The sequence below is a fragment of the Sedimentibacter sp. zth1 genome (assembly GCF_017352195.1).
GTDB lineage: Bacteria > Bacillota > Clostridia > Tissierellales > Sedimentibacteraceae > UBA1535.
Genome location: NZ_CP071445.1, coordinates 690,146 through 703,791, shown reverse-complemented (window position 1 = coordinate 703,791; position 13,646 = coordinate 690,146). Strand labels below are relative to the sequence as shown.

Below are 13,646 nucleotides of genomic sequence, written 5' to 3'. Positions count from 1 at the left end.
CAATGACTTATGATACTCTTTCATATATAAAACTTTTTAAAATCGATTTATAGCCAATATAATGAATTTCGCACAATTCATATGTTTTTATAGCTATTTTTGTATTGATTTAATAAATTTAACTGTTATAATTAAATTAGTAAATATATTGAGACAATTTTTAACAATGTTTTTAGTTAAAATAAATTTTGGAGGTTTTTATGGAATACGATTATAATGAGTTAGCACCCTCCCCTATGTCTGATTTTCTTGAATACTTAATTTCAATTAAAGGAAGATCTTCAAGAACTGTTCACGAGTACTTTTTAGATTTAAAAACTTTTCATAAGTTTTTATGTTTAAGATTTAGACTTGTATCTAAAAATACTGATTTTGAAGAAATAGATTACTTTAAAATAGATATTACTTATATAAAAAAGGTTACTCTTTTAGATTTACATGCTTTTATTTCGTTTATAGATAAAGAACGTAACAATACAAACAGAACAAAAGCAAGAAAAGTTGCATGTTTGAAATCATTTTATAGGTATTTATACAATATAGTCAATATTGTTGATGATAATCCTGCCGAAAGATTAGAAACTCCTAAAGGTAACAAAAGATTACCAATATATTTGTCATTAGAAGAATCAAAAGCTTTGCTAGATTCAATTGATGGTCAAAACAAGGAAAGAAACTTTGCAATTATAATGATTTTTTTGAACTGTGGGGTTCGTTTATCAGAGATTGTAAGTATTAACATATCAAATTATAAAGAAGAAATTCTAACCGTTATAGGTAAAGGAAACAAAGAAAGGACTATATATCTAAACGATTCCTGTAAATATTCTATAGAAGAATATCTAAAAGTTCGACCTGTAGCTATAGTTGGCAATGAAGATGCTATGTTTTTAAGCAATAGAAGAACTAGAATTTCTCAAAGAGCTATTCAACATTTAGTAGATAAGTACCTAGACGCTGCAGGTCTTGCAAACAAACACTATTCACCCCATAAACTAAGACATACAGCAGCCACATTAATGTATCAATACGGTAATGTAGATATAGTTGCATTACAAGATATATTAGGACATGAAAGTGTTGCAACTACACAAATATATACACACATTAACAATAAAAGATTAAAGGATGCTATAAAAAGCAATCCACTTAGTACATTTACTACTTCCAAAAATAAAAATGAAAAAGAAAAGAAAGTTATAGCAAAAGACAATTATAACATATCTGAAGATGATAAAAATTAAGAGGTTAAAAATAGGCATGTAATTTATATTTTAAAGGGGAAAAGGTAAAAGCAAATTTAAAAATGCTTTTACCTTTTAATATATGTAAAAAATCGATAAATTAGTCAGTAGGTATACATAATATATATTAGGTAAACTAAATCAAATATTTTGAACCTAATCTCTAGTCGATGGGTATCAATAGTTCTTGTCCAGGATAAATCGTACAATCAGATAAATTATTAGCTTCTCTTATATTATAAATAAACTCATCCATACTTAATTTACAATTATATTTGGAAGCAATTTGCCATATTGTATCGCCCTTCTCTACATAAACAGTATCATAAATAATGTTGTTAGTAGAATATGCTTTAGTTAAAGATGATAGTAATAAAAAAATAATAAAACTAATTATTAATACTGATGTAAATATAAATGCTTTAAATCTATTCATATTTGTTACTCTATATTTATTTAAAATAATCATGTTATTTCTCCTATAATCGAATATTTGTTTGGTTCATTAAATATATATTATCAGAACAAACGTTCTTTGTCAATGCTTTTTTGAAATTTATCCAAACATTTGTTTTATTTATTGCAAACAAATGTTTGATTTTTTAAAAATATTATGATATAATTATAAAAACATTTGGAGGTATGAAATGGCTTACGACGATTTAAGTGAAATTCAAATAAAAATATTGACATACATAAAGCAAGAACTTACTGAAAAAGGATACCCACCTTCTGTACGTGAAATGTGTAAAGCTACAGGATTAAGCTCTACCTCTTCTGTACACGCGCACTTAAATACTCTTGAGAAGAAAGGATATATTATTAAGGGTAATAATAAAATGAGAGCGATTGAGTTGGTTGATGTTGAAAATCCATATACTGAGTTTCAAAAAAAGGAAGTAACTCATCTACCTGTTCTAGGTAATGTTGCTGCTGGTAGCCCTATCCTTGCTGTAGAAAATGTAGAAGATTTAATGCCTGTTCCAATAGATTTGATTGGCAATTCAGAAGAATCATACATTTTAAAGGTTAAAGGTGAAAGTATGATAGAAGTCGGTATAATGAATGGTGATTATATTATAGTAAACAAACAAAATACTGCAGAAAACGGAGATATTGTTGTTGCATTGATTGATGACTCAGCGACAGTAAAAACTTTTTATAGAGAGAAAGATTATATTAGATTGCAACCTCAAAATAGCACAATGTCCCCTATTATAGTAAAAGACCCATATATATTAGGTGTTGTGAAAGGTGTAATTAGAAAATATTAGAATTATGATATATGCTTAATTGATATAATAATATTGAAAATATAAAAAAATTTAAGAGAAATATTTTGACTTCTCTTAAATTTTTTTAGAATATTGTGTAGATTAAGTTTAATTAATTGCTTTAATTTGTTTTTTATATTCTATTTCATGTTCGTTTCTCGAGCATTCAATGTACCCAAATTTAGTATACAAATGTTGATTTCCAATACTGAATACTGGTGTTGAAAGTTGCCATTCGTAAATATCTGGATATGCCTCTTCCACTAATTGCATTACCTTCAAGCCATAACCATTGCCTTGAAATATTGGTTCAATTACAAAATCCTCAAACCTCATCTTGTTATTACTTAATGGTATAAGAAAGAAACCACCAATGATTTGGTTATTTAATTCAATTTTATAAGCAATCATATTTTTTATAATATATATCTCGGATTCAACTTTATCGTATCCTGGAGGTCCTCCATTTCTGCCTAAATATGTATTAATCTCTTTATTGAAAGCTCTGGTTTTTATGTCCGTAATTATTTGTGCATCTTCTATCATTGCTTTCTTTATCTCTATCATTGTATAATCCCCCTTAAAAAAAGTAAAATAATAATACTTTACAATACTATACATGTATGCAATAAATATGTATGATAATTATAACATTAATTATCATACAATAAAAAAATTTAGAGAAATTAATAGGTTAAATTATATTCCATTTGACAATCAAAAGGTTCATTCTCAGCAATTTGTGTATTAATTTCTTGTGCTTCGATACAGCCAATAGACTTATAAAATGCTTGGGATTCTTCTGAAGAATGTGCTGAAATATACAATTTTTTTGCACCTTTTTCTATTGCTTTATTAACAGATAAAAAGAATAATTTTTTCCCAATACCTTTGTTTCTGTATTCATAAGATATTTGTAACATTTTGAGTTCAATGTATTCTTTATGTTGTCCAAATAATGTATTTCCTAAAGATGAGAAACCAATCAATTTATTATCATAGAAAACCGCTAATACTATGTCACCTTGCTGTTTACAGTCATATAACCAACTAATTATTTGTTGTTTCTTTTCATTATCCCAGTTTTCAATAAATGGATTATCCTTTAATATCCACTTGTTATTATCTTTTCTCCAACAACGCTCAACTTTTTGATAACGATTAAAATTATCTAGTAAAGTTTTATTAATTTCATAAAGATTTAATTCTTTAATTTCAACAGATTTTTCTAATAACATTGAATTCCTCTTTCTCATTAATTTTTTATTTTTTAGGAGGTTATGTTTACTAAATACTATATTATTGTTTGGGAAAAGATTCAAGTTTAGATATAATATTTATATATACTATATATTTAGTGTTTTTTTGATATTTTGTACAATATTATACTTGAATATCCTTCTTAATTTCTTTAAATGCTTCATCAGATAACAATGCACCATTTGAATTTACAACTACAGATGAAACTCTATTTGCATTGGATAAAGCAGTCTCTAAATTATTTCCTCTGCTTATACTTGCTATTGTAGCACCTATATGTGAATCCCCTGCTCCGATTGTATCAATTTGCTCTACTTTAAATGCATCTATTTTATTTAATATATTATTGTTATAATAATAGACTCCCTCACTTCCGCAAGTTATTATAACTGTGTTGTTAGTTTTCTTGTTAATTATTTCTGCTGCATTAAGCAAATTACCGCTCTTAGTGTATCCTAAAGCCTCATCATCATTCAAATGTAATATTGGTGATAATTTGAATATTCTATCTAGTAATTGTTTTGGTATTTTATTTATTCTTGGACCTGGAGCAAAATAAACTTGAACATTTTTGTGATCTTCTAAAAACTCAACAATGTCTATACCAGTTTTTTCTTCTATCTCTAATCCACATATGTAAACACTAGATATTTGTGACATATCAATTTGTTCAAGCCACTTTTTATAAATTAAATACTCTGCACCATGGTTTGAAATAAAGGTTCTCTCTCCAGATGGTTCAACAAAGCAATAACAACATCCATTTTCTATTTCTGCTATTGGTATTGGAGAAGGAACACCTTTCTCAAGTAATTTCTCTCTAACATAATTTCCATATATTCCTGTTCCTACAGGTGAAAATAAAATGTAAGGAACTTTAAAGTGACGTAAAACATCAGAAACGTTGTAGGCACATCCTCCTAAAGACATCTTATGTGAAATTACATGCACGTCTTGTTTTGTTGATGGTAAAAAATCTACATTTATGATAATATCTACAACCGTTGATCCTATTACTAAAACCTTTTTCATAATTAAAGTACTCCATATTAGTTGAATTCTTATTTTGTTATTTTTGCTTCTATATTATCTAACTCTAACATTTGTTGTAAAGATAGCATAACCGCAAGCTTTGAGTGATCATAAAATAATCCACCTTGTATATAAGCTATATACGGATCTCTAATTGGTGCATCTGCACTTAACTCAATCGATGAACCTGAAACAAATGCTCCAGATGCCATAATAACTTGATTTGTATAACCTGGCATGTCCCAAGGCTCTGGTGTAACATGTGCATCAACTGGTGAAGCAGACTGAATAGCTTGACATATTTTTATTACCAATTCTGGATTTTTAAATTTAATTGCTTGTATTATATCACTTCTTTTGTCAGTTAATTTTGGAATAATATCATATCCAAGTGAATTAAATACAGCACCAAATAGTATTGCTCCCTTAAGTGCTTCACTAGCAATATGTGGTGCAAAAAACAATCCTTGAAGTGTATTTCTTGTTGTGCCAAAAGTTAATCCTATTTCTTTTCCTACCCCAGGAGCAGTAAGTCTATTGGCTATTCTATCAATTATTATTTTTTTACCAACAATATATCCTCCAGACAAGGCAATTCCACCACCTGGATTTTTAATTAAAGAGCCTACAGTTACGTCAGCACCAACTTCAGAAGGTTCACTTGTATCGATAAATTCACCATAACAATTATCTACCATTATGCAAATGTGTGGATATACTTTTCTTATTTTATCTATTGCATCTTTAAGTTGTTCAACGGTAAATGCCTTTCTAAAGCTATAGCCTGTAGAACGTTGAAACATAAGAAGTTTTGTTTTGCCAGTTATTGTTTTAATAACTGTATCACAATCTATGCTGCCGTCTTCAAATAATGCAACTTCTTTATATAAAACACCTTGCTCTTTCAAATTACAAGGCTCATTATTTTCCTCACCAAGTACAGTCAATAACGTATCATACGGTTTACCTGTTACTGCTATAACTTCATCTCCATATTGTAATATTGATGAAAGTGTTAAATACAAAGCGTGTGTTCCTGAAGCTATAGAAGGTCTAACAAGAGCATCTTCAGTATGGAAAACTGAAGCAAAAATACTTTCAACTTTTTCACGACCTACATCACCATATCCATATCCTGTATTCCAATAAAAATGCGTATAATCCAATCTGTTTTCTTGCATTGCAGCAATAACTTTATATTGATTAGCTTCTCTAATCTTATCAATTTCTGCAAAATGTTCTTCTTTAACTTTTTCTTCTATCTGCGTTACATAATTAAAAACTTTTTTACTAATACCAAAATCTCTGTTCAATATTTCTTTAGTTAGCATAATTACTCCATTTCTTCTATGTTAATAACTTGTTCATTAAATAATTTAACTTCACCTTTAGGTATGATAGTTGATATAGAATGTTTATATACAAGTTGTTGTGAATTATCAACCTGTAAAAGTATAACATAGCTATCAAATGCTTGTACTATCCCATTAATTTTATATCCATTTACTAAAAATATAGATATCTTTTTCTTTTCTTTTCTAGCATTGTTTAAAAAAGAGTCTTGTAAATTAAAATTACTCATATTAATTTCCTTCCAATACGTATTCGTATATATTATTAATCTGCATATCTATATCATATAAATTAGACAAATCAAACCATTTAATATTAGTATCGCCATTAAACCAAGTAAATTGTCTTTTAGCAAATCTTCTCGTATTTGTTTTTAATATTTCTATAGATTCTTCTTTTGATATTTTCCCATCTAGATAATCTATTACTTCTTTGTACCCTATTCCTTGCAATGAAACTAAATTTCTATCATAATTTTTATTGAGCAACTCTTGAACTTCTTCAATTAATCCGCTTTCAACCATAATATCAACTCTTTTGTTAATTCTCTGATATAAAAGTTCTCTATCCATTGACAAACCAATTATAACACACTCATATTTATCACTTGGTTTTCTTATATTAGTATTCATTTCTGAAAACTTTTTACCGGTCATTTCACAAACTTCAAGTGCTCTTATTACACGCTTTACATTGTTTTTATGAATTTTAATAGTAGCTTCTATATCGACTTTTTTTAAAAGGTCATATAATTTATCTTTACCATGTTCGTTATAGTAACCTACATAATATTGTCTAACCTTTTCATCTGATTTCACATTGCCAAAATTTAAATCATAAATTAGCGAATTAACATATAATCCACTTCCGCCTATAATTATAGGTAACTTATGATTTCTTAGCAAATTATCAATATGTTTTTCCGCTTGTTTTTTAAAATCGGAAACAGAAAATGCTTCATCAGGTTCGATTAAATCAATCATATGATGCTTAATTCCGCAAGCTTCTTCTTCTGTGACTTTAGCAGTACCTATATTCATATGTTTATAAACTTGCATAGAATCTGCTGAAATAACTTCTGTATTAAATTTTTTTGCTAATTCAATTGAAACATGTGTTTTACCAACAGCTGTTGGTCCAACAATTACTAAAATTTTATTGTTCATCATTACTCCATTATAAATATTTATATCTGTACTCGTTCGAACATACGCTCTACTTCGTATTTTGTCATTTTTATTATTGTAGGTCTACCATGTGGACAAGTATATGGACTCTTTGTATTTGCAAGGTCCCCAATTAACTTTTTAATTTCTAAGTTATGCAAATTGTCGCCTGATTTAACAGAACTAACACATGCATTTTTGATTATTTTATTCAATTCAAAATCCAAATTACTATTTTTTCCTGTTTCTTTCATTGAATCTAAAATAGTATAAAATAAATATTTTATATTTACATCAATAAAAATTAAAGGCACACTATTAATCAGTATATCATTAATTCCAAAGCTTTCAATAGGCAAACCAATTTTTTCGAAAAAATCTTTGTTATTTATAGTGAAATAATAATCTTCATATGATAAATTTATAACTTCGGGTATCAGCAATTCTTGTAAAATTATGTTTCTATTTTCAATTTGATTTAAATATTTTTCGTAATTTATACGCTCATGTGCTGCATGTTGGTCAATCATATAAAATTCGTTTGTTTGCTCGCTCTCACATAAAATATATGTCTTAAAAAGCATTCCGATATATCTTAAATTAGAAATTGTATCCTTGTCAACATGATTTAAGCTTTCTTTATCATCTATAATTTCAACAACTTCATTAGATACATTTAAATCATAATTATCTTTGTCTTCTTTTATGATATTAATATTTTCATCAATTTTGATTAAATCTTTTGTACTTGAGTCAAAATCTTTAAGTACTTCATCACTAAATATATCATTATTAGTTATAGATTTTATATTTTCTTTATTTTCTGTAGAAATTTTAAAATTATCATCATTTAAATCAATAATTTTAGTGCTATCAGAATTTTCAAAAATTTCATCAATTGTAATATTGTTTTCGTTATTAATAACGGATGCTTTTTTCACAATATTTTCACTCTTTACTTCTTTAACTAAATTAATTTCTCTAAGTGCTTTATAAATTGCATTTTTAATTTCACCAAGAAATCTTTCTTCCTCTTTAACACGAATTTCAGTTTTTGCGGGATGAACATTTACATCAACTAAATTTGTATTTATATCTATACATAAAAAGCAAGCGGGATGTTTATCTTTGGGTAACAATGTTCTATAGGCAGCTTCTATAAAGAAATTTGCCCTATTGTGCTTAACATATCTACCATTAACAAACAATAGTTGATATTTTCTGTTGCCCCTATAATAGTTAAGATTAGATGTATATCCTGTAATCTTCATAAATTCATTTTCATGATTGACTTCAATAAGAGAATTTATTAAATCTCTTCCATAAAGACTAGATAGTATATTTAACATATTGTCTGATTTTGGAGTCTTAAATGTTGTATTATTATTGTTTATGTATTTAAATGAAACATTTTTAGTACTTAATGCCAAGCATAAAACGATTTCATTTATTTTTGTGCTCTCTGAAATATCACTCTTCAGAAATTTTAACCTTGCAGGTATATTGTAAAATAAATCAGTTACTATAAAAGTAGTTCCAATTGGGCATCCTATATCTTCTTTTAAAACTGTTTTTCCACCCTCAATGGCAATTTTAGTTCCATAGTCCTCATTTGCAGTTCTAGTTATAACCTCAACTCTAGAAACAGCTGCAATACTAGCTAATGCTTCACCTCTAAACCCTAATGTATGTAATGAATCTAAATCTTCAGAAGTAGTAATTTTACTTGTATAATGTCTTTTAAAAGCATCTTCAATCTGGTTTTTATCAATACCAACACCATTGTCAGTTATACGAATAAACTTTTTACCGCCATTCTTTATTTCAACTATAATTTCATCTGCATTAGCATCTATAGAGTTTTCTACTAATTCTTTTATTATTGATTTAGGACTTTCAATAACTTCCCCAGCTGCTATTTTATTAATTGTGCTATTTTCTAACTGTTTAATTAAACAATTCATATATATCACCCTTTAGTTTAATAACTTTTTATAAATTACAAAGCCTACTATTCTAATTAATAGTAGGCTTTTAGTTGCTTTAATTATTTATAAATACACAATATCTATTATGTATAAAACCTTTTATTCCTTTAGCAATTTAGCCTAGCTATTTAATTTTCTTTGATTTTTTAATTATATTATTTAATATCATCATTGCTTCCATAGGAGTTAACAAATTAATATCAATATTTTTAATTTCTTTATCAACAAAGTTTTTATAGCTATCACTTAATTTCGGAACAGGAATATCACCGAATATTGATATTTGAGTACTATTTTCATTAACATTATTGATATTTACATCTTCTTCTATTCTATTTATAGAATTTGCACAAGAAGTATTTACATCTAAATGTTCAATTAATGATTTATTTATATCATTTTCTTCAAGCTGATTAAGTATTTCTTTTGCACGATTTATAACTTCTTTTGGTAGTCCAGCTAAATTAGCAACCTGTATGCCATAACTTTTATCAACACTACCTTCTGCTATTTTACGAAGAAATGTAATCTTATCGCCGGACTCTTTGATTAGTATTCTGTAATTTTTTATGCAATCAAGTTTTTCTTCAAGTTCTGATAACTCATGATAATGTGTAGCAAATAAAGTTTTGGCACCAATATTTTTAGTAATAAATTCAACAACAGACCATGCTATACTAAGTCCATCGTACGTGCTCGTTCCTCTGCCTATTTCATCAAGAATTAATAAACTATTTTTCGTAGCATTATTTAAAATATTAGAAACCTCAGACATTTCAACCATAAATGTACTTTGACCTTGAGCTAAATCATCACTTGCACCAACTCTTGTAAAAATTTTATCTACAATACATATATCTGCTTCTTTTGCTGGAACAAAGCTTCCAACATGTGCCATTAGAGCAATTAAAGCAACTTGACGCATATAAGTTGATTTACCAGCCATGTTAGGACCTGTAATTATTGACATTCTAAGCTTGTTATTATCAATATGAGTATCATTAGGAACAAACATTTCATTTTTAATAATTTTTTCAATAACAGGATGTCTACCGTCAATTATATTTATATGATTAGAAGTGTTTATATTTGGTCTAACATAGTTATTTTTTACAGCTGCAATTGATAGTGAATTGATTGTATCAATTATTGCAATATTATGTGCTGTATTTTGAATACGAGTTATTTGTTCTTTGATATATTGTCTAACCTCTAAAAACAAATTATACTCAAGTTTCATAATTTGCTCATCAGCATTTAAAATCTTAGATTCCATTTCTTTTAATTCAGGAGTAACAAATCTCTCACAGTTAGCAAGAGTTTGCTTTCTAGTATAATAATCCGGTGCGTTTTTAATATTTGATTTAGTAATTTCAATAAAATAACCAAATATTCTATTATAACCAATTTTTAAATTTTTGATGCCTGTTCTTTCACGTTCAGTATTTTGTAAATTGCTAATCCAAGCCTTACCATTTATAGATACTTCTTTTATTTCATCTAATTCAGCATTAAAGCCGCTCTTTATAATTCCACCTTCTTTGACAGAAATAGGAGGTTCTTCGATGATTGATTTATCAAGTAAATCAAAAATATCCTCTAATACGTCAAACTTCTCATATATATCTTTTATTACTTTACATTCTGTAAATGATAACTCTGATTTAAAGTCTGGTAAATTAGATATTGACTGCTTTAGAGCAATTAAATCACGTCCATTGCAATTACCATAAACAATTCTTCCAATAAGCCTTTCAATATCATAAATCTTTTTCATGTATTCTTTGATATTATTAGATACCAGTACATTTTCATATAGCTCAGAAGTTGCATCAAGTCTTTCATTGATAAAAATTTTATTTCTTAATGGCTCTTCTATCCATTTTTTAAGAAGTCTACCACCCATCGCAGTCATAGTATAATCAAGTACATGATAAAGAGTACCTTGTCCTTTTTTACCACGAATTGTTTCAGATAGTTCAAGATTTTTTCTTGTACTACTATCTAAAAGTACATAGTCACCAATTTTATAATTTTGAACTTTATTGATGTGGTCTAGTGAAATCTTTTGAGTACTATATAAATACTCAATCAGCATTCCAAGTGACATAATAGAATTTTTATTATCTGAAATTCCGAATACATCTAATGATACTATATTGAAATGTTTTAAAATTAGGTGCTTGTATTCCTCAAAATTATTAATCTTATTAATACAATTGATTTTATTATTTACAATATTATTTTGAATAAGACAATTTGAAATTATTTCTGATGGATTAATTTTAATAATTTCACCAATAAGTGCATCTGTCAACACAGCAGTATTTACCTCGTCATATTCAGTTACAAGTAAATCACCTGTAGAAACGTCAACATATGCTAAACCAAAGCCATTATTAACCTTGTATATGCAAAGTAAATAGTTATTGGATTTATCATCAAGCATATTTTGATCTGTGATAGTACCTGGCGTTACAACCCTAATAACATCTCTTTTTATTATTCCTTTTGCCGTTGCTGGGTCTTCCATTTGTTCACAAATGGCAACCTTTAAGCCATTTTCAATAAGCTTTGGTATATAATTATCTATAGCATGATGAGGAACACCACACATTGGAGCTCTCTCTTCTAATCCACAATCTCTGCCTGTTAACGCAATCTCTAACACTTTTGATGCTACTAAAGCATCGTCAAAGAACATTTCATAAAAGTCACCAAGTCTATATAAAACGATACAATCTTTATAATTTTCTTTTAGATCTAAATATTGTTGCATCATAGGCGTTACTTTACATCCCATGAAAATCTCCCTCCAAGCATTAACAATTATTAAAATTTATTTTTGAATAGTTCCCTCTAAGAAAAATGTCTTTGCACTATCTATTTTAACATTTACAATTTTACCAATTAAGCTTTTATCACCTTTAAAATGAACAAGTCTAAAATGCTCAGATCTACCAGTTAAATAATCATCTGAGTTTTTGCTAACTCCATCTATAAGGATTCTATATGTCTTACCTATACATTCTTTATTTTTGTCAAGAACGATTGGATATAATTCTTCAAGTAATCTATTAAATCTATCATGTTTTATATCATCAGGTATTTGATTTTCCATAGTTGCGGCTTTTGTTCCTTCTCTAATAGAGTATAGAAACGTAAATGCCGATTCATATTTTACCTTTTTAACTAAATCAACAGTTTCTAAGAAATCTTCCTCTGTTTCACCAGGAAAACCAATAATAATATCTGTAGTTATTGCCGCGTCAGGTATTTCTCTTCTTATTTTCTCAACTAAGCCTAAATAGTGTTCCTTAGTGTATCTTCTATTCATTTCATTAAGCACTTTTGTACTACCCGATTGAACAGGAAGATGAACATGATTACATATTTTATCGCATTCTTTTATTGCTTTTATTAAATCATCTGATAAATCTTTTGGATGTGATGTCATAAATCTGATAAATTCAATTCCATCAATTTTATTTATATCATACAGTAAATCAGCGAAGCTATAATCTCTAGACAATGTATTGCCATATGAATTCACATTTTGTCCAAGTAATGTTACTTCCTTGCAGCCATTTGATGCTAAATCTTTGATTTCTGCTAAAATATCCTCTGGTTCTCTACTCTTCTCTCTACCTCTTGTGTAAGGAACTACACAATAAGTACAAAAATTATTGCAACCATAAGTAATATTAATCAGTGCTTTATGTTTATATTTACGAACTTTAGGCATTTCCTCATGAATTTCAACTGTATTTTCTATAATATGAACAGCTTTTAATTTTTCAGTTTGAGCTTTCTTAATCAATTCAGGTAATTCGTGTATATTGTTAGTACCAAAAATTATATCTACAAATGGACATTGCTTAAGAGTTTTCTCTCTTACATCATCTTTTTGCATCATGCATCCACAAACTGAAATTAACATATTAGGATTATTTCTTTTCAAGCCTTTAAGCTCTCCTAATTTTCCGAAAACCTTTTGTGCTGCGTTCTCTCTAATTAAACAAGTATTTAATATAACCAAATCAGCATTGTTATTATCTATCTCTTTATATCCAATTGAATTTAACATACCACATATTTTTTCTGAATCGTGTTCATTCATTTGGCAGCCGTATGTTAAAATATGAAAAGTTTTACTCATAAAATTTCCTCCGATGTGTAAATACACAAAATATTATATCTAAAATATTATATCATTATAAACAAATTTCTTCAATAAGAAACTTATTTTGCAAGTATTGCTATACATGTATATGTCTATATAATGATAATTTTTATGCATAATAAAAACCATAGAAGATAAATGTAAGT

At 27.6% G+C, this 13,646-nt stretch carries 12 protein-coding genes; 2 read left to right on the top strand and 10 right to left on the bottom strand.

Annotated elements, in window-relative coordinates; translation table 11 throughout:
- The first annotated feature begins 200 nt into the window (after positions 1 to 200).
- Complete coding sequence (locus JYG23_RS03390) at positions 201 to 1,244, top strand: tyrosine recombinase XerC (protein ID WP_207237088.1); 1,044 nt, start codon at positions 201 to 203, stop codon at positions 1,242 to 1,244.
- A 163-nt stretch (positions 1,245 to 1,407) separates the two neighbouring features.
- On the opposite strand, the gene JYG23_RS03385 is transcribed toward JYG23_RS03390, so the two are convergent.
- On the bottom strand, positions 1,408 to 1,713 hold the full coding sequence (locus JYG23_RS03385; protein ID WP_207237087.1) for a LysM peptidoglycan-binding domain-containing protein: 306 nt from the start codon (positions 1,711 to 1,713) through the stop codon (positions 1,408 to 1,410).
- Positions 1,714 to 1,891: 178 nt separating this feature from the next.
- Between JYG23_RS03385 and lexA the strand changes: the two genes are divergently transcribed.
- Positions 1,892 to 2,518 (top strand): transcriptional repressor LexA, encoded by a 627-nt coding sequence (gene lexA, locus JYG23_RS03380; protein ID WP_207237086.1) that lies wholly within the window; start codon positions 1,892 to 1,894, stop codon positions 2,516 to 2,518.
- 108 nt (positions 2,519 to 2,626) lie between these two features.
- Here lexA and JYG23_RS03375 read toward each other — a convergent pair whose 3' ends face one another.
- From JYG23_RS03375 to miaB, 9 genes are all read right to left on the bottom strand, one after another.
- Complete coding sequence (locus JYG23_RS03375; RefSeq protein WP_207237085.1) at positions 2,627 to 3,085, bottom strand: GNAT family N-acetyltransferase; 459 nt, start codon at positions 3,083 to 3,085, stop codon at positions 2,627 to 2,629.
- 119 nt (positions 3,086 to 3,204) lie between these two features.
- Positions 3,205 to 3,756 (bottom strand): GNAT family N-acetyltransferase, encoded by a 552-nt coding sequence (locus tag JYG23_RS03370; protein WP_207237084.1) that lies wholly within the window; start codon positions 3,754 to 3,756, stop codon positions 3,205 to 3,207.
- A 145-nt stretch (positions 3,757 to 3,901) separates the two neighbouring features.
- Complete coding sequence (locus tag JYG23_RS03365) at positions 3,902 to 4,810, bottom strand: PfkB family carbohydrate kinase (RefSeq protein ID WP_207237083.1); 909 nt, start codon at positions 4,808 to 4,810, stop codon at positions 3,902 to 3,904.
- Positions 4,811 to 4,839: 29 nt separating this feature from the next.
- Entirely contained in the window at positions 4,840 to 6,141 is a 1,302-nt protein-coding gene (locus tag JYG23_RS03360) for a methionine gamma-lyase family protein (RefSeq protein ID WP_207237081.1), read from the bottom strand.
- A gap of 2 nt (positions 6,142 to 6,143) precedes the next feature.
- Positions 6,144 to 6,398: an RNA chaperone Hfq gene (gene hfq, locus JYG23_RS03355; protein WP_207237936.1), complete on the bottom strand. Its 255-nt coding sequence runs from the start codon at positions 6,396 to 6,398 to the stop codon at positions 6,144 to 6,146.
- Positions 6,394 to 7,329: a tRNA (adenosine(37)-N6)-dimethylallyltransferase MiaA gene (gene miaA / locus JYG23_RS03350; protein ID WP_207237080.1), complete on the bottom strand. Its 936-nt coding sequence runs from the start codon at positions 7,327 to 7,329 to the stop codon at positions 6,394 to 6,396. The genes hfq and miaA overlap by 5 nt, the downstream gene beginning before the upstream one ends.
- A 20-nt stretch (positions 7,330 to 7,349) precedes the next feature.
- A complete protein-coding gene (gene mutL, locus JYG23_RS03345; protein WP_207237078.1) occupies positions 7,350 to 9,293 on the bottom strand; it encodes a DNA mismatch repair endonuclease MutL in 1,944 nt (647 codons plus the stop codon).
- A gap of 148 nt (positions 9,294 to 9,441) precedes the next feature.
- Positions 9,442 to 12,120: a DNA mismatch repair protein MutS gene (mutS, locus tag JYG23_RS03340; protein ID WP_207237076.1), complete on the bottom strand. Its 2,679-nt coding sequence runs from the start codon at positions 12,118 to 12,120 to the stop codon at positions 9,442 to 9,444.
- A gap of 36 nt (positions 12,121 to 12,156) precedes the next feature.
- Complete coding sequence (gene miaB / locus JYG23_RS03335) at positions 12,157 to 13,476, bottom strand: tRNA (N6-isopentenyl adenosine(37)-C2)-methylthiotransferase MiaB (protein WP_207237074.1); 1,320 nt, start codon at positions 13,474 to 13,476, stop codon at positions 12,157 to 12,159.
- Positions 13,477 to 13,646: the final 170 nt, after the last annotated feature.

What these genes read in the sequence shown, in the direction of transcription:
- JYG23_RS03390 (WP_207237088.1), top strand. Translation starts at nt 201, where the DNA reads ATGGAATACGATTATAATGAGTTAGCACCCTCCCCTATGTCTGATTTT.
- JYG23_RS03385 (WP_207237087.1), bottom strand. Translation starts at nt 1,713, where the DNA reads ATGATTATTTTAAATAAATATAGAGTAACAAATATGAATAGATTTAAA.
- lexA (WP_207237086.1), top strand. Translation starts at nt 1,892, where the DNA reads ATGGCTTACGACGATTTAAGTGAAATTCAAATAAAAATATTGACATAC.
- JYG23_RS03375 (WP_207237085.1), bottom strand. Translation starts at nt 3,085, where the DNA reads ATGATAGAGATAAAGAAAGCAATGATAGAAGATGCACAAATAATTACG.
- JYG23_RS03370 (WP_207237084.1), bottom strand. Translation starts at nt 3,756, where the DNA reads ATGTTATTAGAAAAATCTGTTGAAATTAAAGAATTAAATCTTTATGAA.
- JYG23_RS03365 (WP_207237083.1), bottom strand. Translation starts at nt 4,810, where the DNA reads ATGAAAAAGGTTTTAGTAATAGGATCAACGGTTGTAGATATTATCATA.
- JYG23_RS03360 (WP_207237081.1), bottom strand. Translation starts at nt 6,141, where the DNA reads ATGCTAACTAAAGAAATATTGAACAGAGATTTTGGTATTAGTAAAAAA.
- miaA (WP_207237080.1), bottom strand. Translation starts at nt 7,329, where the DNA reads ATGAACAATAAAATTTTAGTAATTGTTGGACCAACAGCTGTTGGTAAA.
- mutL (WP_207237078.1), bottom strand. Translation starts at nt 9,293, where the DNA reads ATGAATTGTTTAATTAAACAGTTAGAAAATAGCACAATTAATAAAATA.
- mutS (WP_207237076.1), bottom strand. Translation starts at nt 12,120, where the DNA reads ATGGGATGTAAAGTAACGCCTATGATGCAACAATATTTAGATCTAAAA.
- miaB (WP_207237074.1), bottom strand. Translation starts at nt 13,476, where the DNA reads ATGAGTAAAACTTTTCATATTTTAACATACGGCTGCCAAATGAATGAA.